The sequence below is a fragment of the Microbispora sp. ATCC PTA-5024 genome, assembly GCF_000511135.2.
Lineage (GTDB): Bacteria > Actinomycetota > Actinomycetes > Streptosporangiales > Streptosporangiaceae > Microbispora > Microbispora corallina.
Window position 1 is genome coordinate 866,636 of sequence record NZ_KI866524.1, and the last position, 24,999, is coordinate 891,634.

At 73.0% G+C, this 24,999-nt stretch carries 25 protein-coding genes; 12 read left to right on the forward strand and 13 right to left on the reverse strand.

Annotated features, from left to right (window positions below):
• From MPTA5024_RS24485 to MPTA5024_RS24500, 4 genes are all read right to left on the reverse strand, one after another.
• Nucleotides 1-1,511, reverse strand: a 1,511-nt coding sequence (locus MPTA5024_RS24485; protein ID WP_198167352.1) for a cell division protein PerM, incomplete at its 3' end; no start/stop codon positions are given.
• A gap of 122 nt (nucleotides 1,512-1,633) precedes the next feature.
• Nucleotides 1,634-2,509 (reverse strand): succinate--CoA ligase subunit alpha, encoded by an 876-nt coding sequence (gene sucD, locus MPTA5024_RS24490; RefSeq protein WP_036328350.1) that lies wholly within the window; start codon nucleotides 2,507-2,509, stop codon nucleotides 1,634-1,636.
• On the reverse strand, nucleotides 2,509-3,690 hold the full coding sequence (gene sucC, locus MPTA5024_RS24495; RefSeq protein ID WP_036328353.1) for an ADP-forming succinate--CoA ligase subunit beta: 1,182 nt from the start codon (nucleotides 3,688-3,690) through the stop codon (nucleotides 2,509-2,511). The genes sucD and sucC overlap by 1 nt, the downstream gene beginning before the upstream one ends.
• 158 nt (nucleotides 3,691-3,848) lie before the next feature.
• Nucleotides 3,849-4,250, reverse strand: coding sequence for a cobalamin B12-binding domain-containing protein (locus MPTA5024_RS24500; protein ID WP_036328355.1), 402 nt, complete (start codon nucleotides 4,248-4,250; stop codon nucleotides 3,849-3,851).
• A gap of 235 nt (nucleotides 4,251-4,485) precedes the next feature.
• On the opposite strand from MPTA5024_RS24500, the gene MPTA5024_RS24505 reads away from it, so the two are divergent.
• Complete coding sequence (locus MPTA5024_RS24505; protein WP_157099690.1) at nucleotides 4,486-5,340, forward strand: hypothetical protein; 855 nt, start codon at nucleotides 4,486-4,488, stop codon at nucleotides 5,338-5,340.
• Between the two features lie 97 nt (nucleotides 5,341-5,437).
• Here MPTA5024_RS24505 and pcrA read toward each other — a convergent pair whose 3' ends face one another.
• On the reverse strand, nucleotides 5,438-7,651 hold the full coding sequence (gene pcrA / locus MPTA5024_RS24510) for a DNA helicase PcrA (protein WP_036328361.1): 2,214 nt from the start codon (nucleotides 7,649-7,651) through the stop codon (nucleotides 5,438-5,440).
• Between the two features lie 124 nt (nucleotides 7,652-7,775).
• Between pcrA and MPTA5024_RS24515 the strand changes: the two genes are divergently transcribed.
• From MPTA5024_RS24515 to MPTA5024_RS24535, 5 genes are all read left to right on the forward strand, one after another.
• Nucleotides 7,776-8,495, forward strand: coding sequence for a PIG-L deacetylase family protein (locus MPTA5024_RS24515; RefSeq protein WP_036328363.1), 720 nt, complete (start codon nucleotides 7,776-7,778; stop codon nucleotides 8,493-8,495).
• Nucleotides 8,496-8,595: 100 nt separating this feature from the next.
• The gene (locus MPTA5024_RS24520) at nucleotides 8,596-9,336 is read left to right on the forward strand and encodes an ABC transporter permease (protein ID WP_036328365.1); all 741 of its coding nucleotides are present in this window, start codon (nucleotides 8,596-8,598) and stop codon (nucleotides 9,334-9,336) included.
• Nucleotides 9,337-9,537: 201 nt separating this feature from the next.
• A complete protein-coding gene (locus MPTA5024_RS24525; protein WP_051458602.1) occupies nucleotides 9,538-10,032 on the forward strand; it encodes a hypothetical protein in 495 nt (164 codons plus the stop codon).
• A gap of 1 nt (nucleotide 10,033) precedes the next feature.
• Complete coding sequence (locus tag MPTA5024_RS24530) at nucleotides 10,034-11,176, forward strand: sensor histidine kinase (RefSeq protein WP_051458603.1); 1,143 nt, start codon at nucleotides 10,034-10,036, stop codon at nucleotides 11,174-11,176.
• Nucleotides 11,173-11,880 (forward strand): response regulator transcription factor, encoded by a 708-nt coding sequence (locus MPTA5024_RS24535; RefSeq protein ID WP_036328367.1) that lies wholly within the window; start codon nucleotides 11,173-11,175, stop codon nucleotides 11,878-11,880. The genes MPTA5024_RS24530 and MPTA5024_RS24535 overlap by 4 nt, the downstream gene beginning before the upstream one ends.
• Here the strand turns inward: MPTA5024_RS24535 and MPTA5024_RS24540 are convergent.
• The 5 genes from MPTA5024_RS24540 to MPTA5024_RS24560 form a co-directional block, all read right to left on the reverse strand.
• Entirely contained in the window at nucleotides 11,847-12,629 is a 783-nt protein-coding gene (locus tag MPTA5024_RS24540; RefSeq protein ID WP_051458604.1) for a CPBP family glutamic-type intramembrane protease, read from the reverse strand. The genes MPTA5024_RS24535 and MPTA5024_RS24540 overlap by 34 nt on opposite strands.
• Before the next feature lie 47 nt (nucleotides 12,630-12,676).
• Complete coding sequence (locus MPTA5024_RS24545; RefSeq protein ID WP_036329372.1) at nucleotides 12,677-13,354, reverse strand: neutral zinc metallopeptidase; 678 nt, start codon at nucleotides 13,352-13,354, stop codon at nucleotides 12,677-12,679.
• A 105-nt stretch (nucleotides 13,355-13,459) separates the two neighbouring features.
• Nucleotides 13,460-14,917, reverse strand: a complete 1,458-nt coding sequence (locus tag MPTA5024_RS24550) for a glutamate-cysteine ligase family protein (RefSeq protein WP_036328370.1) — start codon at nucleotides 14,915-14,917, stop codon at nucleotides 13,460-13,462.
• Nucleotides 14,918-14,944: 27 nt separating this feature from the next.
• A complete protein-coding gene (locus tag MPTA5024_RS24555; protein ID WP_036328372.1) occupies nucleotides 14,945-15,583 on the reverse strand; it encodes a response regulator in 639 nt (212 codons plus the stop codon).
• Nucleotides 15,584-15,611: 28 nt separating this feature from the next.
• Entirely contained in the window at nucleotides 15,612-16,787 is a 1,176-nt protein-coding gene (locus tag MPTA5024_RS24560) for an ATP-binding protein (RefSeq protein WP_036329375.1), read from the reverse strand.
• A gap of 142 nt (nucleotides 16,788-16,929) precedes the next feature.
• Here MPTA5024_RS24560 and MPTA5024_RS24565 point away from each other — a divergent pair, with 142 nt between their 5' ends.
• From MPTA5024_RS24565 to MPTA5024_RS24585, 5 genes are all read left to right on the forward strand, one after another.
• Complete coding sequence (locus tag MPTA5024_RS24565) at nucleotides 16,930-18,405, forward strand: PspC domain-containing protein (RefSeq protein WP_036328374.1); 1,476 nt, start codon at nucleotides 16,930-16,932, stop codon at nucleotides 18,403-18,405.
• Nucleotides 18,395-18,601 carry a hypothetical protein gene (locus tag MPTA5024_RS24570; RefSeq protein ID WP_036328376.1) on the forward strand — a complete coding sequence of 69 codons (207 nt, stop codon included), beginning with the start codon at nucleotides 18,395-18,397 and terminating at the stop codon, nucleotides 18,599-18,601. The genes MPTA5024_RS24565 and MPTA5024_RS24570 overlap by 11 nt, the downstream gene beginning before the upstream one ends.
• Nucleotides 18,602-18,643: 42 nt before the next feature.
• The gene (locus tag MPTA5024_RS24575) at nucleotides 18,644-19,231 is read left to right on the forward strand and encodes a CGNR zinc finger domain-containing protein (RefSeq protein ID WP_036328378.1); all 588 of its coding nucleotides are present in this window, start codon (nucleotides 18,644-18,646) and stop codon (nucleotides 19,229-19,231) included.
• Between the two features lie 94 nt (nucleotides 19,232-19,325).
• Nucleotides 19,326-19,769, forward strand: a complete 444-nt coding sequence (locus MPTA5024_RS24580) for a VOC family protein (RefSeq protein ID WP_036329378.1) — start codon at nucleotides 19,326-19,328, stop codon at nucleotides 19,767-19,769.
• Between the two features lie 26 nt (nucleotides 19,770-19,795).
• Entirely contained in the window at nucleotides 19,796-20,683 is an 888-nt protein-coding gene (locus MPTA5024_RS24585; protein ID WP_036328382.1) for a pyridoxamine 5'-phosphate oxidase family protein, read from the forward strand.
• Nucleotides 20,684-20,704: 21 nt separating this feature from the next.
• Here the strand turns inward: MPTA5024_RS24585 and MPTA5024_RS24590 are convergent, their stop codons facing one another.
• Both MPTA5024_RS24590 and MPTA5024_RS24595 read right to left on the reverse strand, forming a co-directional pair.
• On the reverse strand, nucleotides 20,705-21,745 hold the full coding sequence (locus MPTA5024_RS24590; RefSeq protein WP_036328385.1) for a sulfotransferase family protein: 1,041 nt from the start codon (nucleotides 21,743-21,745) through the stop codon (nucleotides 20,705-20,707).
• 215 nt (nucleotides 21,746-21,960) lie between these two features.
• Entirely contained in the window at nucleotides 21,961-22,830 is an 870-nt protein-coding gene (locus MPTA5024_RS24595) for a CDP-alcohol phosphatidyltransferase family protein (RefSeq protein ID WP_036328388.1), read from the reverse strand.
• A 154-nt stretch (nucleotides 22,831-22,984) separates the two neighbouring features.
• Here MPTA5024_RS24595 and MPTA5024_RS24600 point away from each other — a divergent pair, with 154 nt between their 5' ends.
• A complete protein-coding gene (locus tag MPTA5024_RS24600; protein ID WP_157099691.1) occupies nucleotides 22,985-24,556 on the forward strand; it encodes a stealth family protein in 1,572 nt (523 codons plus the stop codon).
• On the opposite strand, the gene MPTA5024_RS42555 is transcribed toward MPTA5024_RS24600, so the two are convergent.
• The coding region (locus MPTA5024_RS42555) for a hypothetical protein (protein WP_036328391.1) at nucleotides 24,520-24,999 on the reverse strand (480 nt) is incomplete at its 5' end. The two genes, MPTA5024_RS24600 and MPTA5024_RS42555, sit on opposite strands and share 37 nt — an antisense overlap.

Below are 24,999 nucleotides of genomic sequence, written 5' to 3' on the forward strand. Positions count from 1 at the left end.
GTCGCGGCGCCCGTCGCGGCGGCTCCCGGCTCGAACGTCTCCGCCGCGGCGGCGGCGTGCTCGTCGGTCCAGTCGTCCCGCACGACCGGGATGGGCTGGGTGTCGGCCTCGGTGGCGTCGAGCCAGTGCCCGGGCAGGACCCGGCCCTTGGGCGGCCGGACCCGCCCGGCCGCCTTGGCGATCGCCGCGCCCGCCTTCTTGACCGGCTCGGGCGCGGCCGCGGGGCGGCGGGAGATCAGCCACCAGTTGGCGATCCCGGCCGAGATGCCGGCGGCCACGCCGACCTCCAGCGCCACCGAGAGGGCGACCTCCCACGGCGACGGGCCGACCGCCGACAGCCGGGCGCCGCCGAGCGGCCCGCCCGACAGCGCCGCCAGCACCCCCGCCGCGGCGCCCGAGCACAGCCCGCAGACGAACCCCCACAGCGGCGCCGCCTCGATCGTCGGCGTCGGCGCGATCCTCGCCACCAGCACGCCCGCCACCGCCCCCGCGGCGAACGGCACGGCGATCACCGCCATGACCCACGTGGGCGAGGGCCCGGGTGCCGGGAGCGCGCCCAGCAGCGGCAGTGTGGGGACCGCGCTCAGCTTGACGCCCGTGGGCGCCACCAGCGTCCCGGTGCCGACGGCGAACCCCGGCCCCGAGATGTAGGCCATCCCCCAGACCACGGCGTTGCAGAGGTAGAGGCACTCCACGAGCAGGAGCAGCAGTCCCCCGACCAGCCCGGGGCTGAGCATGCCGGACAGCTCCTGGATCTCCCCGAAGTTCAGCACGACGGCGACGACGACGAGCACCGCGCCGGCCACGAGCAGCAGCGACAGGGCCGCCGCCGTCCCCACGACGACCGACCGGGGACGCTCCGGGAGCAGGCGCAGCATCGACCGCCAGGGCCCGATCGTCCGCGCCGTGGCCACCGAGCCGGCGACGAACGCCAGAATTAGGTGGCTGGCCAGGGCCTCGCCGATGAACGGCTGGGTGACCTCGTTGCGCGCGACGAGCGCGATCACCCCCGCCAGCAGCGCGTACGGCGCGGCCAGCGAGATCCCGGCCTGGGCGACCAGCACGAGCTGGGCGCGGCGGCGGGCGTTCTCCACGTCCCGCGGGGTGCCCTTGGGGAGCCGGGCGGGCATGCGCACGCGCAGGTCGGCGTCGCGGGCCATCCACAGACCGGCCCGGTAGAGCAGCGTGCCGGGCAGCACCATCAGCCCGAGGGGCAGCAGGCCGACCCGGCCGCCGGGGATGGCGAAGCCCGCGTGGTGGGCGGCGAGCCACAGCTGGCACGCCGTACGGAAGACACCGGCGAGCCCCTCCCCCAGCGGGGTGCGCGGCGCGGCGATCCAGCCCACGAGCGTGAGCGTGGTGAGGACGGCGAGGCCGACGCCGAGGGTGGCGACGGCGGCCAGCATGCCGGAGACGGGGAGCGGACGGCGGGTCTCCTCCTCGTCGCCGAGGGGGAGGCGGCTGAGGACGGCACGGGGGGCGGTCCGGAGCTGATCGAGAAGACCCGTCACGCTACCCCATCCTCCCAGCCGCAGCCGCTCCTTCCGTGGCGCCACGCCGTGGTTGGAAACGGCCGCGCCCCCGCACCCGGGCATCGGGTGCGGGGTCGCGAACGACGTGGTGCCCTGGCGGGTCAGCGCGACTGCATGATCTCCCGCATGAGGCGGGCGGTCTCGCTGGGGGTCCGGCCGACGCGGACGCCGACCTTCTCCAGGGCCTCCTTCTTCGCCTGAGCGGTGCCGGCGGAACCGGAGACGATCGCGCCGGCGTGACCCATGGTCTTGCCCTCGGGCGCGGTGAAGCCGGCCACGTACGCGACGACGGGCTTGGTCACGTGCTCGTCGATGAAGGCCGCGGCCCGCTCCTCGGCGTCGCCGCCGATCTCGCCGATCATGACGATGGCGTCGGTGTCCGGGTCCTCCTGGAACGCCTGGAGGGCGTCGATGTGGGTGGTGCCGATGACCGGGTCGCCGCCGATGCCCACGGCCGTGGAGAAGCCGTGGTCACGCAGCTCGTACATGAGCTGGTAGGTCAGCGTGCCCGACTTGGACACCAGGCCGATGCGGCCGGGCGTGGTGATGTCCGCCGGGATGATGCCGGCGTTCGACGCGCCGGGCGAGGCGATGCCGGGGCAGTTGGGACCGATGATGCGGGTCGTGTTGCCCTTGGAGACGGCGTACGCCCAGAACTCGGTGGTGTCGTGCACCGGGACGCCCTCGGTGATGACCACGCAGAGCGGGATCTCGGCGTCGATGGCCTCCCGCACCGCGTCCTTGGTGAACGCCGGGGGCACGAACACGACCGACACGTCGGCGCCGGTCTTCTCGATCGCCTCGGCGACCGTTCCGAAGACGGGCAGGCCCTCGTGCACGGTGCCGGCCTTGCGGGCGTTCACGCCGCCGACGACCTTCGCGCCGGCCGCGAGCATGCGGCGGGTGTGCTTGGTGCCCTCCGCGCCGGTCATGCCCTGAACGATGATCTTGCTGTTCTCGGTGAGCCAGATGGCCATTACGCACCTACCGCTGCGAGCTCGGCGGCGCGCTTGGCCGCTTCGTCCATGGTGTCCACAAGCTCGACGCGCGGGAGGCCCGCGTCGGCGAGGATCTGCCGCCCCAGGGCGGCGTTGTTGCCGTCCAGGCGGACGACCAGCGGGTGGGTCACGTCCTCGCCCCGGCTCTTGAGCAGGTTGAACGCGGAGACGATGCCGTTGGCGACCGCGTCGCAGGCGGTGATGCCGCCGAAGACGTTCACGAAGACCGACTTGACCGACGGGTCGGACAGGATGATCTCCAGGCCGTTCGCCATGACCTCGGCCGACGCGCCGCCGCCGATGTCGAGGAAGTTCGCCGGCCGCGGCTGGCCCGGGAAAACCTCGCCCGCGTACGCCACGACGTCCAGGGTGGACATGACCAGGCCGGCGCCGTTGCCGATGATGCCGACCGTGCCGTCCAGCTTGACGTAGTTGAGGTGCTTCTCCTTGGCTTTCGCCTCGAGCGGGTCCTCGGCGGCCTTGTCGACGTAGGCCTGGTGCTCGGCCTGGCGGAAGTTCGCGTTCTCGTCGAGGGTGACCTTGCCGTCGAGGGCCTTCACCTGGCCGTCGGCCGACAGGATCATCGGGTTGACCTCGACCAGCGAGGCGTCCTCGTCGACGAACACGGCCCAGAGCTTCTCGATGAGCTCCGCGGCGCCGTCGAGCGCCTGCTGCGGCAGGCCGCCGGCCTGCGCGATCTCGCGGGCCCTGGCGCGGTCGACGCCCGTGATCGGGCTGACCGGGATCTTGGCGACCTTCTCCGGAGCGGTGTGCGCGACCTCTTCGATGTCCATGCCGCCGGACGCCGAGCAGATGGCGAGGAAGGTCCGGTTGGCGCGGTCGAGGAGGAAGGAGAAGTAGTACTCCTCCGCGATCTGGCTGGCCTCCTCGATCAGGACCTTGTGGACCGTGTGGCCCTTGATGTCCATGCCGAGGATCGTGCGTGCCTTCTCGTACGCGTCGGCGGCGTCGTCGGCCACCTTCACGCCGCCGGCCTTGCCCCGGCCGCCAGTCTTGACTTGGGCCTTGACGACAACCCGGCCCGTCAGCTGCTCGGCAGCCGCCCGCGCCTCCTCCGCGGTGTGCGCGACGATTCCGCGCGGCACCGGGATGCCGTACTCCGCGAAGAGCTCCTTCGCCTGATGTTCGAACAGGTCCACGAGGGTCCGTCCCTTTAGATGTCGAGGCCGGGCGCCGTCGTCCCGCCCGGCGGTTCCGCGCATGAAGCCTAGCCCCCGCCGGGGCCTGACCCGGTCATCGGGTCCTGGTCATGCCTTGCCAACGGCACGGGAATTACGGCAAGGTTGGGCAAAATGCCCTAAACCGTGGCGGGCACCGCCGCACGCACCCACTCGACGATCTCCTGAGTGGTGGCGCCGGGCGTGAAGATCTTCGCCACGCCCATCTTCTCGAGCTCCGGGATGTCGGCGTCCGGGATGATGCCGCCGCCGAACACGATCACGTCCTCGGCGCCCTGCTCGCGCAGCACCTCCAGCACCCGGGCGAACAGCGTCATGTGGGCCCCGGAGAGAATCGACAACCCGATGGCCGCCGCGTCCTCCTGGATCGCGGTCTGCACGATCTGCTCGGGCGTCTGGTGCAGTCCCGTGTAGATCACCTCCATGCCGGCGTCGCGCAGCGCCCTCGCCACGACCTTGACCCCGCGGTCGTGCCCGTCGAGCCCCGGCTTCGCGACGACGACCCGAATCCTGCCTTCCATGCAGACCTCCCAGATGGTGCCCGTCCCACATCCTTACCTGATGCGGTGACCGGCCACCAGCCGGGTGGCCGCCCACCGGCGCGGCGCGTCCGTCCCGGCCGTCGAGGGGAATCGTCCGGTGACCGATCCCTGCCGACACCGAATGTAGATTTTCGTGACTCCGGCGTGATCACGCGTCGGGAAAATGCCCGGGTCGCTCTTGACCTGCGAGAGCCACTTACGGGAGGAACCCCCCTTGAAGCGACCTTTCCTGGCATTGGCCTGCCTCGCCACGGCCGCGCTCCTGGCGCCGGTCGCGGCGACGAGCGCCTCTGCGCAGGCTCGCACCGCCGACCCGGCCGCCGTACTGCAGAAGCAGTTCAGGACCGGGCACGGCGTGGCGTTCACCGAGAAGATCCTCAGCACGGAACGCGGCAAAACCGACATCCTGATCCGCCGGGCCGGCAAGTTCCAGTTCGGCACGGGCGGCGTGGCGGCCTCGACCATCACGAGCACGTTCAACGTCAAGGCCAGCGAGATCAAGGAGCTCCCGGAGGAGCTCCAGGGCGTCTTCAGGCCCGAGCAGACGATCAGGATCGGCACCACGTCCTACATCAAGGGCGGGATCTTCGGCTCCTTCCTCCCTGATGGGAAGACCTGGCTGAAGTACCCCTCCGGCCCGCCGGCCGGCATGTCCAGCATGTTCGGCCAGCTCGTGGGCGTGACGGAGCCGGCGACGCTGAAGACGCTGCTCTCCACGGCGAAGAAAGGCTCGGGCGTCTACTCGGGCCGCGTCACCTTCGCGCAGCTGTGGAAGGTGTCGAAGTGGTTCCGCAGCACCCAGGTCGGCAAGAAGCCGACCGGCGCCAAGGCGAAGAGCCAGGTGACCTGGAAGCTGTACGTCACCGCGAAGGGCCTGGTCACCCGGATCGTCAGCAGCTACCCCGGCACGGCCGTCGGCCTGGGCGCGGGAGCGGTCACGACGGACACCCGTTTCACCGGCTGGGGCGGCCGGGTCTCCATCAAGCCCCCGGCGGCGGACGACGTGGCGGGCATGGCCGACCTCGACCTCGGCGACGGGCTGTCCATGAGCAGGTTCCCCCTCGGCTGACCCCACCCCCTCCGGGCCGTCCCGGGCCGTCCCGGCGACGCCCCGGGACGGCCTGGCGGAGCGCCCGCCGGCCGATCAGCCCCTCACGGAGCGGCTCTCAGAGCTTGTCGATGGGGGCGTAGGCGAGGAGCAGGGTCTTCTCTCCCTCGCTGCCGAAGTCGATCTTCGCCCGCGACTTCTCGGCCACGCCGTCCACGCTGACGACCGTGCCGAGGCCGAACGTGTCGTGCGAGACCCGGTCGCCCGGCGACAGCGCGGGGATCTGCCGGCCGCCCGTCTTCGGGGCGGGAGCCGTGCGGGTCTGCCGGGTCGTCGCGGCCGACCAGGCGTTCTTGGCCGGGTCGCCGCGCCAGTCGAGCAGGTCGCCCGGCACCTCGGACAGGAACCGCGAGGCCGGGTTGAACGAGGGCGCCCCCCACGACGACCGTACGGCGGACCGGGACAGGTAGAGCCGCTCCTTCGCGCGCGTGATGCCCACGTAGGCCAGCCGCCGCTCCTCTTCCAGCTCCTTGGGGTCGCTCAGCGAGCGCATGTGGGGGAAGACGCCGTCCTCCATGCCGGTGAGGAACACCACCGGGAACTCCAGGCCCTTGGCCGTGTGCAGGGTCATCAGCGTCACGACCCCGCCCCGGTCGTCGCCCTCGGGGATCTGGTCGGCGTCGGCGACGAGTGAGACCTGCTCCAGGAAGTCGACGAGCGTGCCGTCCGGGTTGGCCTCCTCGAACTCGGCGGCCACCGAGATCAGCTCGTTGAGGTTCTCCAGGCGGCTCTCGTCCTGCGGGTCGCCCGAGGTCTCCAGCTCCGTCCGGTAGCCCGTGCCGTTCAGCACCTCCTCGGCGAGGTCGGACAGCGGGAGCTCCTTGGCGCGCAGGTCCTGCAGGAGGGCGACGAAGTCCCTGATGGCGTTGAGCGAGCGGGTGGCCAGGCCGGGCGCCTCCTCGGCCCGCTGCAGGCCCTCCCAGAAGCTGATCCGCTCCCTGCTCGCGAACGCCTCGACCATCGCCTCGGCCCGGTCGCCGATGCCGCGCTTGGGCACGTTGAGGATGCGCCGCAGCGAGACCGTGTCGGTCGGGTTGGCCAGGACCCGCAGGTAGGCGAGCAGGTCCTTGACCTCCTTGCGCTCGTAGAACCGCACCCCGCCCACGACCTTGTACGGCAGGCCGGTGCGGATGAAGATCTCCTCGAACACCCGGGAGGCGGCGTTGGTGCGGTAGAAGACGGCGACGTCGCCGGGGGTGACCCCGTGGTCGTCGGTGAGCCGGTCGACCTCCTGGGCGACGAACATGGCCTCGTCATGCTCGTTGTCCGCGACGTACCCGACGATCTTGGTCCCGGCGCCCTGGTCGGACCAGAGGTTCTTCGGCTTGCGGCCCTCGTTGCGGGAGATCACGGCGTTGGCCGCGTTGAGGATGGTCTGCGTGGAGCGGTAGTTCTGCTCCAGGAGGATGGTGCGCGCGTCGGGGTAGTCGCGCTCGAACTCCAGGATGTTGCGGATCGTCGCCCCGCGGAAGGCGTAGATCGACTGGTCGGCGTCGCCGACCACCACCAGCTCGGCGGGCTCGACCCCCTCGCGCACGACGTCGCCGTCCGCGGTGCGCACCTCCGGCCGCCCGACCAGCTCGCGGATCAGCATGTACTGCGCGTGGTTGGTGTCCTGGTACTCGTCGACCATCACGTGCCGGAACCGCCGCCGGTAGTGCTCGGCCACCTCGGGGAACAGCTGGAACAACGTGACCGTCAGCATGATCAGGTCATCGAAGTCCATCGCGCCGGCCTCGGTCAGCCGCCGCTGGTAGGTGCGGTACGCCTCGGCGAGCGTGCGCTCCAGGTGGGTCTGCGCGCGGTCGGCGGCCGTCTCGTAGTCGACCAGCTCGTTCTTCAGGTTGCTGACCTGGGCGGAGAACGACCGCGGCGGGTAGCGCTTCGGGTCGAGTTCGAGCTCGCGGCAGACCATCGCCATGAGCCGCTGCGAGTCGGCCTGGTCGTAGATCGAGAAGCTGGAGGTGAAGCCGAGCCGCTTGGCCTCCCGGCGCAGGATGCGCACGCAGGCGCTGTGGAACGTCATCACCCACATGGCCTTGGAGCGCGGCCCGATCAGCTTGTCGACCCGCTCCTTCATCTCGCGCGCCGCCTTGTTGGTGAAGGTGATCGCGAGGATCTCCCCCGGCTGCACCCCGCGCTCGGCCAGCAGGTAGGCGATGCGATGGGTGAGCACGCGCGTCTTTCCGGAGCCGGCCCCCGCGACGATCAGCAGGGGGCTGCCCTGGTGGGTGACGGCGTCGCGCTGCTGCGGGTTGAGGCCGTCGAGCAAGGGGTGGGTCACGGCTCGGGTGGACACGTCCTAAGGGTATTGCCGCCCACCGACATCCGGTGCCCTCCCGCCCGGCAAGTCCCGTTTAAGGTGATGTGCCGAACAACTGAGGAGGGGGCTGCCCATGCTGGACGAGGATGAGATCACGAGGGTCCTGGTGGTGGCGGCGCACCCCGACGACATCGACTTCGGCGGCGCGGGGACCGTGGCGAAGCTGACCGACGCCGGCGCGGAGGTCGTCTACTGCATCGTCACCGACGGCGACGCCGGCGGCTTCGACCGCGAGCTCGACAACGGCGGCATGGCGGAGCTGCGCCGGGCCGAGCAGACGGCCGCCGCCAAGTGCGTCGGCGTGCACGACCTGCGCTTCCTGGGGTACGGCGACGGCACGGTGGAGCCGACCCTCGGCCTGCGGCGCGACATCGCGCGCGTCATCCGCCAGGTGCGGCCCGACCTCGTGGTGACCTCCACGCCCGAACGGAACTACGCCCGCATCGGGCCGAGCCACCCCGACCACCGGGCCGTGGGCGCCGCGACCCTGGACGCGGTCTACCCCGACGCCCGCAACCCGTACGCGTTCCCCGAGCTGCTCGCCGACGAGGGCCTGGAGGCCTGGACCGTCCGCGAGGTGTGGCTCCTCGGCACCCCGACCCCGGACCGGTACGTCGACGTCACCGCCACGGTCGACCGCAAGATCGCCGCCCTGCGCGCCCACCGCAGCCAGACGTCCCACATCGAGGACCTGGACGGCATGATCAAGGGCTGGCTCACCGGCCACGCGGCCGCCGCCGGCCTCCCCGAGGGCTCCTACGCCGAGGCCTTCCAGTCCGTCGTCACCGCCTGACACGCCACCGGCGGACGCCGGGGGCGGAGCCGGTGACAGCGCGACGCCGGAGCGGCAGGACCGGTGGGAGCGCGACGGCGGGCGGGGCAGGATCGGGGGCGTGAACACGCTGTTTCCGGTCACCCCGCTGCTCGGCGTCGTGGTGGTGCTGCTCGCGCTGGCCGGGGCCGCCGTCGCCGCGCTCGGCCGGACCGGTCACGGGCCCGCGATCGTGACCGCGGTGCTGCGGGCCGCCGTCCAGCTCGCGCTGGTCTCCCTGGTCATCGGCTGCGCGATCCGGCTCCTCCCCGCGGTCGCGCTGTTCCTGCTGGTCATGTACGGCGTGGCGAGCGCCACCGCCGGGCGCCGGATCACCCGGGGACGGGCCGCCCTGTGGGCCGCCCTGCCGGTCGCGGCGGGCACGGCGCCGGTGCTGCTGCTGATGACGGCGACGGGCGCGCTCCCGCTGCGCGGGATCGCCCTGATCCCCGTGACCGGCATCCTGCTCGGCGGCTGCCTCACGGCCACGTCCCTGGCCGGGCGGCGGGCGCTGGACGAGCTCCACCAGCGGCGGGGGGAGGTCGAGGCGGCCCTCGCCCTGGGGTTCCCGCCGCGGGACGCCGCGCTCGAGATCTGCCGCCCGGCGGCCGCGCGGGCGCTCGTGCCCGCGCTCGACCAGACCCGGACGGTCGGCCTGGTCACGCTGCCCGGCGCGTTCGTCGGGATGATGCTGGCCGGCTCCGATCCCGTCCACGCCGGAGCCGTGCAGCTCGCCGTCCTCGTCGCCCTGCTGGCCGCGGAGTCGGCGGCGGTCGTGGTCACGATCGAGCTCGCCGCCCGGGGGCGCTTCGGCCGGCCCTGAAGCGCACGGGGGCCGCTTCGGCCGGCCCCGAGCCGCACGGGGGCCGCCTCGGCTTGCCCCGGAAGAGTCGGCGGGGCGGCTTCGGCCGGCCCCGGAGGAGCCGGCGAGCGCTCGGCGCCCCGTCTCCACCCTGGGGTGGAGACCGCGGGCTCCACCCCGGCTCCGATCCCCGGGACGACGGGCGCGCCTACCTTCGAGCGCATGGACGCAAACATCCTCGTGCCGGCCGTCGCCGCCGCCGTCTTCGTGATCTACCGCCAGACGATGACGCGGCCCACGGAGAGGCGGGGCATCCTCTACGTCGCCGCCGCCCTGGTCGTGTCCGGCGTGGCCGGCGGCGGCCTCGTCGACAGCCGTCACCTGGCCCTCAGCCTGCTCCTGGTCGTGGCCGAGCTCGTCTCCGCCGTGGTGTTCGGGGTCGTGCGGGCCCTGACCGTACGCGTCTGGCGCGACCAGACGGGCGTCGCCTGGTCGCGCGGCACGGCATGGACGCTGGCCGCCTGGGCCGCCTCGCTCGCCGCCCGCGTCGCCCTGTTCGCCGCCGGGCGGGTCCTCGGCGTGGCCTCCACGACGAACTCGATCCTCGTCTTCGTCGGGGTGACGATCGCGGTGCAGGCGCTCGCCGTCGCCTGGCGCGGCCGATCGCTGCCCGCCCCGTCCGTACGACCCGGGGACGCGGCGGCGGTAGCGTCGTGACGTGACGACGGCCCCACTCGGCGGCGCGCCCCGTCCCGCGCGGCGGCATCCGGACGGCCCGAGCGTGCTGCGGCTGGGGCTCGCCGCCCTGTTCGTCCTGGCCCAGGCCGGGACCCCGCCCGGCTTCGGCCTCTCGGGCAGAGGTCTCGCCGTCACCTGTCTCGCGCTGACGGTGGCGGCGGCCACGGCGGCCGTCGCCCTGCCGAGCCTGCGCGGCGACGTGCCCGGTCCGGCCCTCCTCGGCGTCCCCGTGAGGCTCCTGCTCTCCTACGCGTCGATCGCGGCGGTGATCGCGCTGCTGTGGATGTCGGTGTCGGAGCCCGCGATCGCGGCGCTGCTCTACCTGGTGGGCACGGCCGCGGTGCGCAACCCCCTGCGGCATTCGCTGCCGGTCGTGGGCTTCGCCCTCGTGGCGCTGCTCCTGCAGACCACGGCGACCGGCCGCATGACCCGGGACCTCAGCCTGACCCTCAGCACGTGCGTGGTGTACCTGATCGGCTATTCCGTACGGCAGCGCAGGGAGACCAGGGCGGTGGCGGCGCGCGAGGAGGTGCTGGCCGAGCGCGCCCGGATCGCCCGCGAGATCCACGACATCCTCGCCCATTCGCTGTCGGCGCAGATCGTGCATCTCGAAGGCGCGCGGCTGCTGCTGCGGGCCGACCGGGCGCAGGAGGCGCTCGACCGCGTCGACCGGGCCCGGGACCTCGCCAAGAGCGGCCTGGAGGAGGCCCGCCGCGCCGTGGCCGCGCTGCGGGACGACGTGCCCCCGCTCTCGGAGGCGCTCAAGGCGCTGGCCGAGGAGTTCCACGCCGCCACCGGGCAGGACTGCGCGGTCGCGGTGAGCGGCACCGAACGCCGCCTGCCCCCCGAGACCGCCCTGGCCGTGATCCGGACCGCGCAGGAGGCCGTCACCAACGTCCGCCGCCACGCCCCCGGCGCTCCCGCCGCCGTACGGCTCGCGTTCGACGACGGCGGCTGCGAACTCGAGGTCGCCAACCCCGCCGGGACGGCGCCCGGCACACCCGGAGGAGGATACGGGCTCGTGGGCATGCGCGAGCGGGCCGAGCTTCTCGGCGGGACGCTGGAGGCCGGGCCGGACGGACGGGGGTTCCGGGTGCGGCTCCGGGTCCCGGCGCCGGCATGACGGCGGCCCGGGTGCTGGTCGCCGACGACCAGGCGGTGGTCAGGGACGGCCTGGTGCTGCTGCTGGGGCTGCTGCCGGACATCGAGGTGGTCGGCTCGGCGGCGGACGGGGAGGCCGCGGTGCGCCTGGTCGCCGAGAGCCGTCCGGACGTGGTGCTGATGGACCTGCGCATGCCGCGGATGGACGGCGTCGAGGCCACCCGCCGGATCCGCGCCGAGCACCCCGACACACAGGTGGTCGTCCTCACCACCTACTCCGACGACGAGTCGGTCTTCGCCGCCCTGCGGGCCGGGGCCCGCGGCTTCCTCACCAAGGACGCCGACGCCGAGGAGATCGCCAGGGCCGTGCGCGCGGTCATGAACGGCGACGCCCGGCTCGACCCCGGAGTCCAGGGGCGCCTTCTCCGCACGGTGACGGCGCTCCCCGAGCCCGAAGTGCCGCCGTCACCGCCCGGGGAGCCCCCGCGCCGGCGGCCGGCCGTGAACGGGCTGCCCGACGGGCTGACGCCGCGCGAGGCGGAGGTCCTGCGGCTGATCGCCCGGGGCCTGTCGAACGGCGAGATCGCGGCGGGGCTGTTCATCAGCGAGGCGACCGTGAAGACGCACATCAACAACCTGTTCGCGAAGGCGGGTCTGCGCGACCGCGCCCAGGCCGTCGTGTACGCGTACCGTCACGGGCTGGCCGACCCCGGGCCCGGCTCCTGACCGGTCCGGCCCGGGCCGATCCGCGCGGCCAGGCGGGCCGCCGCGTACCCGAGGGAGTTGGTCGCCAGGTGCAGCAGCGACGGCGCGAGCAGCCCGCTGCGCCGCCGCAGCTCGTGGAAGGCCATCCCGGCGGCCGAGGTGGACAGCACGGTCCCCGCCACCAGCCGGGCCGTCCCGACGTCTCCCGCCTTCGCCGGGGCCGCGGACGCCGCGTGCTCCAGGTCGGGGCTCTCGCCGGCGGCCAGGCGTCCGAGGGTGAGGTTGGCCCGCGCCATGTCGAGGGCCGGGAGCACGTGCCAGAGCCCGAACAGTCCGGCGGACGCGGCCGCCGCCGCACCCGCCGGCAGGACCCGCCCGAACAGGGCGGGCAGGACGCCCCGGAAGCCGACCTCCTCCAGCAGCACGGTGCCGAACGGCACCTGCACCAGAGCCTCCTCCAGCACCCGCGCGCGCGACAGCCCGAGCGCGCGCTCGTCGTGGAACAGCGGCCTGGTCCGCGGCAGCGCCACCCCGGCGGCGTACACGGCGGCGACGCCGGCGGCCAGCGCGCCGCCCACGACGGCGCCCCGCCGCGCACGGCCGAACCCCAGCTCCGCCCAGCCAAGTCCCTCCCGGCGCGCTACGGCGAGCAGCGCCGCGGTCGCGGCGGCCGACGTGAGCGGCGCCCACCGGCGGGCCACGCGGTTGTTGAGCACGTTCGCCGCCGCGAGCACACCTGCGGACACGACGAGCGGATCGGCGCGCCTCACCGCTCCCTCCCCCCACGGTTCACGGCGCCCATGCTGTCACGCCCGCCTCAACAGGCCGAGGGCCCCTCGTTGAAGCCCTGGGCGAAGGACGTCTGCCGCTCCTCCGGGGTGCCGTGCGCGTCGGGGGCCCACCAGGCGTCCGTGGGGTCCCCGGCGGCCTCCAGGTTCGTGAGCAGCTCGCTCTCGTCGCCCGACTCCTCCTGGATCATCCCGGCGCGGATCAGCCCGCTCAGCGTGGCGCCCGCGTAGCAGTCGGCCTGGAGCTCGCGCTCGGCGTTGTACCGGAACCGGGTGCCGAGCTGCGCCTGGACCGCGTGGCCCAGTTCATGGGGGATGACCACGTAGACCGAGCCGTCGCCCATGCGGTCGTACATCTGTTGGAGCCAGGTGGCGTCGAAGGCGACGAAGTGGCCGTACGGGCAGTAGAAGGCGTTGTCCGGGACCGACTTCTGGTCGCCGCAGTCGGGCCCGTCCTCGCCGTGGTACGCGACGAACCTGGTTATCGGCCGGTACGTCTCCCCCGCCTGCTGGAAGCGCTGCTCCCAGAACCACTCGGTGAGGCACCGGGCCAGCTTGACGTCGCCGGCGAAGGTGTCGCCCCGCTCGTCGCAGGGAGAGACGGGGGTACGGCGGGCGGGCGCGGAGGGGGACTCGACCACCCGTCCGCAGGAGGCCGCGAGCAGCGTCGTCACGAGGAGGAGAACGAGGAGCTTTCGGGGAGCCACCTCCACATAGCTACCCAAATCACGGGTTTAAGATCCCGACCCGGTCGCGGCGATCCCACCCTTAGTAGGGCGTGGGCGACGAGAGGTGCACGCGCCGGGCCTGACTCAGTCCCAGAGGTGCACCGGCTCGTTGGTGTGCATGTGCTCGACGTAGCGGAGCGTCATGTGGCGCAGTGCCTCGTGGTCGCCGCCCAGCGAGCGGGCCGTGTCCACCTGCCAGCTGGACCCGGTCCGTCCCGTGACGCAGCGCCGCTCGATGACGCCGAGCAGCCGGTCCCGCTCGGCCGGGTCGACCCCCCACAGGTCCAGGCCCTCGTACGCGAGGGGCAGCAGGCGCCGCAGAATCACCTCGCTCGCCGGCGCCTCCCCCAGGCCCGGCCAGTAGAGGTGCGCGTCGAGACCGAACCGTGCCGCGTTGCGCAGGTTGTCCTCCGCGGCGGCGAACGACATCCGGGTCCACACCGGCCGCTCGGCCGTCGGCAGCACGCGCATGAGCCCGTAGTAGAAGGCCGCGTTCGCGACGATGTCGGCCACGGTCGGCCCGGCGGGCAGCACGCGGTTCTCGACGCGCAGGTGCGGAACGCCGTCCACCACGGCGTAGACGGGCCGGTTCCAGCGGTAGACCGTGCCGTTGTGCAGGGTGAGCTCGTGGAGCAGCGGCATCCCGCCGGCGTCGAGCACCGCGCGCGGGTCCTCCTCCTCGCAGATGGGCAGCAGCGCCGGGAAGTAGCGGACGTTCTCCTCGAACAGGTCGAAGACCGACGTGATCCAGCGCTCGCCGAACCAGACGCGCGGGCGCACCCCCTGCGCCTTGAGCTCTTCCGGTCGGGTGTCGGTGGCCTGCTCGAACAGGCTGATCCGGGTCTCGCGCCACAGCTGCCTGCCGAACAGGTACGGCGAGTTGGCCGCCACCGCGACCTGCGGGCCCGCGATGGCCTGCGCCGCGTTCCAGTGGTCGGCGAACGCCGAGGGGGCGACCTGGAGGTGGAGCTGCACGCTCGTGCAGGCGGCCTCGGGCGTGATGCTGTCGGCGTATGTGTCGAGCCGGTCGACGCCCTCGATCACGATGTGCAGGTCCTCGCCGCGGGCGGCGAAGATCTGCTCGTTCAGCAGCTTGTAGCGGGGGTTGGCCGACAGCGTCCCCTCGCTCACGTCCGGCTCGCGCAGCGTCGGCAGGATCCCGACCAGCATCAGGTGCCCGCCCACCCGCTCGGCCCGCTCCCGCGCCCGGTTGAGGCGGCGCCGCACCGACTCCTCCAGCCGTGCGAAGGAGTCGCCGGACAGGCCCTGCGGCGGGATGTTGATCTCGACGTTGAACTGGCCGAGCTCGGTCGCCCAGTCGGGCTCGGCGATGGCGGCGAGCACCTCGGCGTTCTTCATCGCCGGCTCGCCCCGGGAGTCGACGAGATTCAGCTCGATCTCCAGGCCCACCTGGGGCCGTTCGACCTCGAAGCGCGACTCGCGCAGCATCTGGGCCAGCACGTCGAGCGAGCGCCGGACCTTGTCGCGGTAGCGCCGGCGGTCCTCGCGCGTGAAGGCGATCGCGGGTACGTCACGGCCCATGCACGAAGGGTCGCATGTCCACGCTTATCACACCAGGCGTCGCGCGGTGGCCCAGCGGGACAGCTCGTGCCGGTTGGACAGCTGGAGCTTGCGCAGGACGCTGGACACGTGCGTCTCGACCGTCTTGACCGAGATGAACAGCTCCTTGGCGATCTCCTTGTACGCGTACCCGCGGGCGATCAGCCGCAGGACCTCGCGCTCCCGCTGGGTGAGCGAGTCGAGCTCGGGGTCGATGGGCGGCGCCTCGGTCGAGGCGAACGCGTCGAGCACGAACCCGGCCAGCCGGGGCGAGAAAACGGCGTCGCCCTCCGACACCCGGGTGATGGCGTCCGTCAGCTCGGTGCCGTTGATCGTCTTGGTGACGTACCCGCGGGCGCCCCCGCGGATCACGCCGATGACGTCCTCGGCGGCGTCGGAGACCGACAAGGCGAGGAAGCGGACCGGGGAGCCCGAACCGAGGACGCGCCGCAGCACCTCCTGGCCGCCGCCTCCGGGCATGTGCACGTCCAGCAGCACCACGTCGGGCTGGAGCTCGGCGATCGCCGCGACCGCCGACTCCACGTCCTCGGCCTCGCCGATCACCTGGATGGACGGGCCCAGCTCGGCGCGGACGCCGGACCGGAACAGCCGGTGGTCGTCGACGATGAGCACACGTACGGTCTTCATGACTCCCTCACCACCCGCGACCCGGGGATCACGAGTTCCTCTTCATGGTCAGCATGACCTCGGTACCGTCACCGGGCTCGGTCCTGACCCGGGCGGAGCCCCCGTTGCGCTCCATCCTGCCGATGATCGACTGGCGGATGCCCATGCGGTCCTCCGGGATGTCGTCGAGCACGAAGCCCTTGCCGCGGTCCCGGACGAACACCGTCACCTCGTCGGACTCCACCTCCGCGTACACGGAGATCACCGGGGCCCCACTGTATTTCGCCGCGTTCACCATCGCCTGCCGGGCCGCGTGGAGCAAGGCCGCCAGCCCTTCGTCCAGCTCGCAGTCGCCGACGCAGACGATCTCGATCGGGACCCCGTGGGCGTCCTCCTCCTCGGCGGCGACCCTCCGCACGGCGGCCGCCAGGGTGGCGTCGGCGTCCTGCTTGGGCTGGTAGAGCCAGTTGCGCAGCTCCCGCTCCTGGGAACGGGCGAGCCGCGTCACCTCGCGGGAGTCGTGGGCGTTGCGCTGGATCAGCGTCAGCGTGTGGAGCACCGAGTCGTGGACGTGGGCGGCGACCTCCGCCCGCTCCTCCTGGCGGATGCGCTCGGTGCGCTCCCGCTGGAGCTCCTTCACGAGGGACGCCAGCCACGGCGCGGCGATCATCAGCATGCCGCCGACGACGACGGCGGTGAAGACGAGCCCGGTCCTGGCTTTGGCGAGCTCGCCGCTCGCTGCGAGGAAGCCGATCGCGCCGACGGCGACCAGCAGGGCGCCGATGCCCGTGCGCACCCAGGTCGTGCTCACCTGCTTGACCGCGCCGCTCATCCACCGCTGCCGCCGGCCGGGGTCGGCCTGCTGCCACAGGATCAGCGCGCCGATGCCGCCGACGGCGATCGGCCAGGCGCCGAACCCGCCGCTGCCCGCGCCCGTCATCCACCCGAACGCGGCCAGCGCCAGCCACAGGACGCCGTACCCGGCGAGCTGGCCCCATTCGCGGCCCGGCTCGCGGCCCTTGGCCTCTTCCTTCGGGGTGAACATCCACAGCGCGGCGTAGGCCACGAAGCCCAGCCCGTCGACCGCCGTGAGCAGCACGAAGGCCAGCCGCAGCACGACGGGGTCGAGGCGGAGCTGGGCGGCGGCGCCCTGGGCGACCCCCGCGACGACGCGGCCCGAGACGGGTCTCACCAGCCGGGGGTACGCCTCGGGAGCGTTAGGCATCTCAGACATCTCGGAAAGCATCGTCACACGTCACGCCCAAGAGCGCATCAGGGCATGCCCTGACGGCGTCCCTGAGGGGTCGGGGACGAGTCAGGGGTTCCCCGGATGGCAGGTGGGAGCCCGCGACGGCCAGGATGGGGGCATGACCGAGGCACCGCCCACTCCTGCCCCCGACCCCGCTGCCCCGCAGCCCGAACGGATCCTCGCCCGCAGCGGGACCGGCCGGATGCTGACCGGGGTGTGCGCCGGGCTCGGCAGGTACACGGGGATGGACCCCGTCCTGTTCCGGGTGGGCTTCGCGGTGCTGGTCCTCGCCTCGGGCATCGGCTTCCTGCTGTACGTCGCCGCGTTCCTGCTGATGCGCCAGCCCGGCGGGGGCCCGGGATACCTGGAGCAGTGGACCGGCCGCATGTTCGACGCCGAGACCGTGCTCGCGCTGATGGCGGCGGTCTTCGCCTTCGGGCTGATCATCAACGTCCTGGGCGGCATCAACAAGGGCACGATCGTGGTCGGCACGCTGCTGGCCGTCGTGCTGCTCGCCGCCCACGCCCGCGGGGTCGACCTGCTCACCATGGCCCGGTCGATGCCGGGACGGGCCGCCCGGATGCGGGGCATGCGCGACGCCGACCCGACCGCCACCTTCGCCCAGCCGCCGTACTCCCCCGGGACCGCGCCGTACGGCGTGCCGACCGGTGCGGAGGCCGCGACGGCGACCGCGCCCGGCGGGCCCTCGGCGCCCGGAGAAGCACCCGGAGAAGCACCCGGAGGGGCGCCCGGAGGACCGGCCGGAGAAGCGCCGGAAAGCGGCGGATACCGGCGGCTGTCGGACCTCGCCCGGGAGGCGCGGGCCGGCACCCAGCGGGCCGGCACCCAGGGGTTCGCCGCGGGCGAGCCCTTCGCCCCCCACGGCCCCTACACCATGCGGGAGCCTCGGCCGAGCGCGACGTTCCCGGCTCCGCCGGTCTTCACGCCGGCTCCCCCGCCGAAGCCGCCCAAGGTCAGGCGTCCCCGGTCGTTCGTCGGCTCTCTCACCTTCGTCCTCGCCCTGATCGTCGGAGGGATCATGGTCACCCTGCAGCGGACCGGCGCGACGAGCGTCGGCCTCCCGGTGATCGGCGGTGCCGTCCTCGTCACGATCGGGGTGGGGCTGCTCGTCGCGACGTGGTTCGGCCGGGGGGCGGCCCTCGTCGCCGCCGGCGCCATCGTGTCTCTCGTCCTCATCGGGGGGTCGACGGTGAACGGGATTCCCAAGAAGATCGGCAGCTTCGTCTGGCACCCGGTCAGCACGGCCCAGGCGGGCAAGGACTTCAGCCTGGGAATGGGCGAGGGCCGGCTCGACCTGAGCGACGTGGTCCTCACGCCCGGCACCCGGGTGACGTTCAACGCCTCGGTCTCGATCGGCCAGCTCACCGTGATCGTCCCGGCGTCCGCCCGGGTCGAGGTCCACGGCTACACGCGGCTGGGCGAGGTGAAGATCGACCACAAGGTGGAGGACGGCACCGACGTACGGTTCGACCGGGTCATGGAGCCCGAGACGACCGGAACGGCCGACGCGCCCACCATCGAGCTCAACGTCAAGGCGGGCATCGGAGACGTGGAGGTGCGCCGTGCGGCCTGACCGGACCCCCGAGCGTCCCCGGCGCGTGCACCGCACCGACTGGATGGCCCTGCTGTGCGGGCTGCTGTTCATCGGCATCGGCGTCCGCTACCTGACCGGTCCGATCCCCGACCCCGTGATCATGGCGCCGGTGCTCGTCGGCGGGCTCGGCTTCGCGGCGTTCGTCGCGATCCTGGCCAAGGCCATCCGGCGCTGAACAACACCGCCCTCTCACGGATGCTCGCATTAGAATGACGGCATGCCCCCCACGCTGGCCCTGGAGTTCGTGAGCACGATCCGCGCGCGGCGGACCGGCGTGACCGACAGCTTGGAGGACGCCGAGGGCCTGACCGCCTGGATCCTCGCCCACGCCGGCGACCTGGGCGTCGACCCGGACGCTTTCACGGTCACCCCGCGGATGCGGGAGGAGGTCGTCGCGCTGCGGCAGGCGATCCGCGCGCTGTTCGCGCGGGCCGTCTCCCCCGGGCCGGCGAGCGCCGCGGACGCGGCCCGGCTGCCGGCCTTCGAGCCCTCGCTCGCCCTGGTGAACGCGACGGCCGCGGCCGTCCCCGTCGCGCCGCGACTGGAGTGGCCCCCGAACGGCGAGCCCGCCGCCCGGCCCGTTCCCGCCGGCCCCGCGGAGGAGTCGGCCAGGATCCGGGCCGCGCTGGCGGCGGCGGCGATCGACCTGCTGGCCGGCCCGCGGCGCGAGCAGATCCGCGCATGCCCGGCGCCGCGCTGCGTGCTGTATTTCGTCAAGGAGCACCCACGCCAGGAGTGGTGCTCGGTGGCCTGCGGGAACCGCGCCCGCGCCGCCCGCCACTACCGGCAGCACAAGACCGGCTGACCACCCTTTCTAATGGACGCATCCCATTTCTGGCGTTAGTCTGTCCCTATTGACTAACGGAAGTGTCCGTTAGAACGCTATCGGAGGGGTGATCATGGACGTCAGGACCGGGCACGTGGGTCTCAACGTCTCCGACCTCGACAGGTCGCGGGACTTCTACCGCAGGGTCTTCGGCTTCGAGGTGGTGCGGGAGTCGGACGAGGAGGGCCGCCGGTACGCCTTCCTGGGCCGGGACGGCGAGCCGGTGCTCACCCTGTGGCAGCAGAGCGAGGGGACCTTCCCCACCCGGCTGCCCGGCCTGCACCACCTCTCGTTCCAGGTGCCGGGCATCGAGGACGTGCGTCGCGCCGAGGCCGTCATCCGGGAGATCGGCGCCACCCTCCACCACGACGGGATCGTGCCGCACGGCGAGGGCAGGGCCTCGGGCGGCGTGTTCTTCGAGGACCCGGACGGCATCCGGCTGGAGATCTTCGCCCCGGACGGCGCGGGCGACCGGCCCGCTCCCACGCCCGCCGCCCCCACCTGCGGCTTCTTCTAGATCGGATCCGTACGAGGGGAGACGCCATGCGGCATCCGGGAGAGCTCGCCGTCCAGGCGCGGGCCGGTGTGAGGCTCGCCGACCACGGGTCGGCGGGCGTGCGCGCGGACATCCCCGGCGTCGCGGCCGACTTCGTCGCCGCCCAGCCGATGCTGGTCGCCGGCGCCGCCGACCGGGAGGGCCGGGCGTGGGCCGGCCTGCTGACCGGCGCGCCCGGCTTCGCGCGGGCGACGGGACCACGCGAGCTGGTCGTCGACGCGGTCCCCGCCGAGCCGCTGGACGGCCTGTTCGAGGACGAGCGCGACATCGGCCTGCTGGCGATCGACCCCGCGACCCGGCGGCGGATGCGGGTCAACGGACGGGCCCGGCGGGACGGCGGACGGCTGCTCGTACGGACCGAGCAGGTCTACTCGAACTGCCCGAAGTACCTGCAGCAGCGGGAGATCGCGGGCCCGCCCGAGCCCGCGGAGCGGACGGCGCGGGCGGGCGACGCCCTCACGGACAAGCAGCGGGCCTGGGTGGAGGGCGCCGACACGTTCTTCGTGGCCACCTTCGCCGAGGGCCTCGGCGCGGACGTCTCGCACCGCGGCGGCGCCCCCGGCTTCGTCGAGACGACCGGCGGGCGGCGGCTGGTCTGGCCCGACTACGTCGGCAACTCGATGTACATGACGCTCGGCAACCTGGAGCTGAACCCCGCCGCCGGCCTGCTGTTCCTCGACTGGGAGACGGGCGACGCGCTCCACGTGACCGGGCGGGCGCGGGTCGGCTGGGACCCCCGGGACGTGCCCGGGGCCCAGCGGCTCGTGGAGTTCGACGTGGACGGGGTCCTCCACGTCACCGGGACCGGCGCGCCGCGGTGGGCGTTCGTCGCCCCGTCCCGGTTCAACCCGCCGGTGCGGAGCGCTCCGCGCTGACGGCGGGCGGGCGCGGGCCGGTCAGCGGGGGAGCAGCTCGCGGGTGCGCTGCTGCGGGAGCCCGGCGAGGACGCGCTGACCCTCGGTCAGCACGGCGGCGATCGGGCCGGGCTCGCGCAGGCGGGTGAGCCGGTCCCGGTTGTACTTGCGCAGGCGGGCCGATTTGCGCTTGGCGGCCTCCACCTTGTAGGCGGCCACCTGCTGGCGGTCCGCCTTCGGCGCGCCGGTCAGCTCGTAGCCGTACGCGGCCAGCCGCTCCCCGAGGACCTCCTCCGCGACGGCGATCTCCCATGGCTCCAGCCGGGTGGCCCACTTGCCCGAATGGGCCGTGGTCACCTCGCTGTGCGTGTTGGTGTGCCAGACCTTGTGCTTGGGCACGGCGAGCTCGGCGATGTGGCGGGGCTCGCACATCCCGGAGTCGTACTCCTCCCCGATGAAGGCGCAGAGCTTGCGCAGCTCGCCCTCCGGGTCGGCGGTGAGGTCCTCGTAGCGCAGCTCGTAGAAGCTGTCGGCCGGGAGCTTGCGGGCGTGGCGGCGGCCGAAGTCGATCGCCTCGGCCCAGTTGGCCATCGCGTGCAGCGCGTCCGGCTTGTACCAGGGCATCTCCTTGAGCGAGGCGACGCAGTCGCGCCCGTCCCTGACCAGGTGGACGAACTGGGCGTCCGGGAACAGCCGCATGAGCATCTCGACGTGCCGGTAGTAGCTGGGCCGCTTGTCGCCCCAGCGCGGCTTGCCGAAGCGCTCGGCGTAGCACTTGAAGACCATGCCGATGACCGAGCCGAAGCTGCCAGGGCCGAGCATGGCGGCCCGGACGTACTCCTCCGCGTCGATCCCCAGCTCGCGGAACTTGGTGTTGCGTCCCTCGGCGATCCAGGTGGCGAGCGTGCGGCGGTTGTCCGCCAGCCGCATGTCGCCGTACCCCCGGCGCGAGAAGTACGCCGGGACCAGGAAGCGGGTCTCCGGCGGCACGGCGATCCGCGGGTGCGAGTGCAGCATGAGCTGCAGCATGGTCGTGCCCGAACGCGGGCAGCCGACGACGAAGATGGGCCTGTCCGACTGCATGATCAATCCCCCTGTGACGAATTCATGACGTTGCGGACGGCCGCCCTCCCCCGGGCGGCCGGGCGCTCGTGGCTCGGCGTCAGCGCGCCGCGCGGCTCCGGACCCCCTCCGCTCGGTGCGACGCGCCGCCCCGGTCCCCACCGGGTCGGGCCGTCGCCCGGAGCGGCGGTGCGGCGCCGCCCCGGGGCGGACCCCCGCGGGGCGGAGGCGGCGGGTCAGGCAAGGATCCGCTCCCGTTCCGGCGCGCTTCGCGGGATCTGGCGGGCCGCCAGCCAGACGCGGTAGACGAGGCTCATCTCGAACGCCAGGAGCAGCGCCCCCGCGCCGGCCGACACCGGCACCAGCGCGCCCACCCCGAGCAGCGGAGCCACCACGAACACCGCGGCGTGGAACTCGATCCCGCTCATCACGTGCGTGCGGACGCGACGCCGGACGAGGAAGACCCGGAACCGGTCGTACCAGGGGAACCGCGCGTGGAACGCCTTCTGCAGGTCCAGCACGGTCCGGCCGTCCCCGGCCTCGACGCCGGCGGCCTCCGTCCGGGGCCGGGCCCGCAGGACGTCCTCCATGAACACGCAGTCGCCCGCCATCCGGGCCTGCGCGAGCTCACGCGTGGCCTCCTTGACCCGCTTGAGCTGCGGCCCGTTGATGTACCTGAACAGGTCGAGCACGACGACGCCCACGGCGGCCAGCGCGTACTCGGTGTCCCCCGAGCGGGCGTACTCACCGAACCCGATCCCGAACGCGCACGCCACGACCCGGATCCGGTCGCCCACGTAGTCGAGCCAGAGGCCGAACGGCGTCCCGGTCCCCTTGAGCCGGGCGATCTTGCCGTCCATGCAGTCCACCGTGAAGCTCAGGTAGAACAGGACGGCCCCCAGCGCGAGCGCCCCGTAGGCGAACGCCGTCGCCGCGCCGAGGCCGATGGCCATGGACAGCCGGGTGAGGCCGTTCGGCGTCATCGAGGTGTGGTTCGCCACCAGCAGCGCGAGCCGGCAGGCGAGCGGGTCGACCATGAAGACGGTCCACCACGAGTCCCTCGATTTGCGCGTCGCGAGAATGTCGTCCAGCGTGAAGCCCCCCATGAAGGTAAGAATGACTACAGTCGGTAGCCGATGACGCGCTCTTCGGTAACAGGCAGGGCATCTCGTTGCCACTTCTTGACCTTTTCCCCACCTAGGTAAATCGTCCGTCAACCGAGTAGCGGATCCGTTACAGTGCGTGTTCCAAGGGGGGAACATGCCGGTTGTCACGTTGTACCGGCGGCTGCAGGGGCGGCTGCCGTCGTGGGAGACCACACCTCGCTCCGCGCTCATCCGCGAGGACGCGAGCCCGCTCCAGGCCCAGCGCGAGACGCTCGACCTCGTCTGCGCGCTGCTGTCGGGCGCCTCGGTGCCGTACTTCTGCGTCCGTCCGCTGCCGGGCCGCCCGCCCGCCGTCGCCGTCCCGGAGGACGAGCGGACCCGGGCGATCGCGGCGCTGGCCCGCGGCGGTCACCCGCTGGTCGCGGGCCGCCAGCCGTACGGCAGGCAGGGGGCGCGGCGGGCCGAGGCCGGCAGGATGCGCCCGCTGCGGCGCGCCGCGGCCATGCTGGAGGACGCCCGCGTGGTCCGGCTCGCGATGTTCTTCGCCAGCCCCTCCCGGACCCTCACTCTCGGCCCCGAGCACGGCTGCGACCTGGAGTTCTGGTCGCGTGAGGGCGACCTGCTCATCGCGCCCCGGCCCAACCACGCCTGCGACGCCGTCCCGGTGGACGGCGAGGTGGTCGACGGCGGCGAGGAGCTGTTCAACCCGCTCGTGACGCCGGCGCAGCGGATGCGGGCCTACCCGACGCGGCCCGAGTTCACCCGGCGGCTCGTCGACGACATCGCCTTCCCGATCGACGCCGTCTACACGTGGGTCGACGGCGACGACCCGGCGTGGCGGGCCCGCCGCGACCGCGCCCTCCGTTCCAGCCGGCCCGACCTGCGGCTGAGCGAGCTGGCCACCACCGAGGCCCGCTTCACCAGCCGCGACGAGCTGCGGTTCTCGCTGCGCTCGCTCACGATGTACGCGCCGTGGATCAACCGGGTGTGGATCGTCACCGACGGCCAGACCCCCCGGTGGCTCGACACCACCCACCCGATGGTGACCGTGGTGCACCACAAGGAGATCTTCCGCGACCCCTCGGTGCTGCCGGTGTTCAACTCGCACGCCATCGAGACACAGTTGCACCACATCGAGGGACTGTCGGAGCACTTCCTCTACCTGAACGACGACTTCTTCCTGGGCCGTCCGCTGCTGCCGCGGACGTTCTTCGAGGGCAACGGCATCACCCGGTTCTTCCCCAGCACGGTCCACGTGCCGTTCGGCGCCCCCGAGCTGGAGGACTCGCCCGTCCACGCGGCCGGGATGAACAACCGCCGCATGCTGGAGGACCTCAGCGGCCGCACGCTCACCCAGAAGCTCAAGCACGTGCCGTACGCGCTGCGCCGCTCGCTGATGTACGAGCTGGAGCAGCGGTTCGCGGCCGAGTTCGACGCGACCTCCCGCAGCGCGTTCCGCACCTCGTCGGACATCTCCGCGGTGTCGTCGCTCGCGCACTACTACGGCTACCTCAGCGGGCGGGCCGTCCCCGGCTCGGTCGAGTACACCTATGTCGACCTGTCGCTGCGCAAGACGCCCGGCAAGCTGCGCCGGATGCTGGCCGCGCGCCGCCACGACGTGTTCTGCCTGAACGACACCGCCCCCACGACCCCCGAGCAGGACGCCCTGCTGGCGCGGTTCCTGGAGGCCTACTTCCCGACCCCGTCGCCGTTCGAGCTGACCTGAGGCCCGGCGGCGTCGAAGCGCGCCACGAACATGCCCTTCGACGTCCACCTGCCGCCGGGGACGAACGTCCGGCGGACCAGGTCGAGCCGCCGGTTCGGGCTCGCCGCCTTCCCCGTGTGGCCGACCACCCACAGTGTGCGGACGCCCGCCAGGCGCGCCGCCAGCGCGCGGGAGCCGGCGTCCCGGCCGCCGAACGTCCCGTCGCGGCGCGGCGACCGGACCAGGGCGACGTCGTCGAGCCGCCCGAAGACGCCGGGGTAGACCACCTCGTACTTGCGCACCTTCGCCGGCACGAACAGCACGGCGTCACCCGGCCGCGCCTGGGCTCCCAGCAGCGCGATCACCGGACGCGGGTCGTCCTGGCGGCCGTCCGGGCCCCGCGTGGCCAGCTGCCCGGGGACCGACAGGCCCGCGGCGGCCGCCATCGCCGCGACCGCGACCCG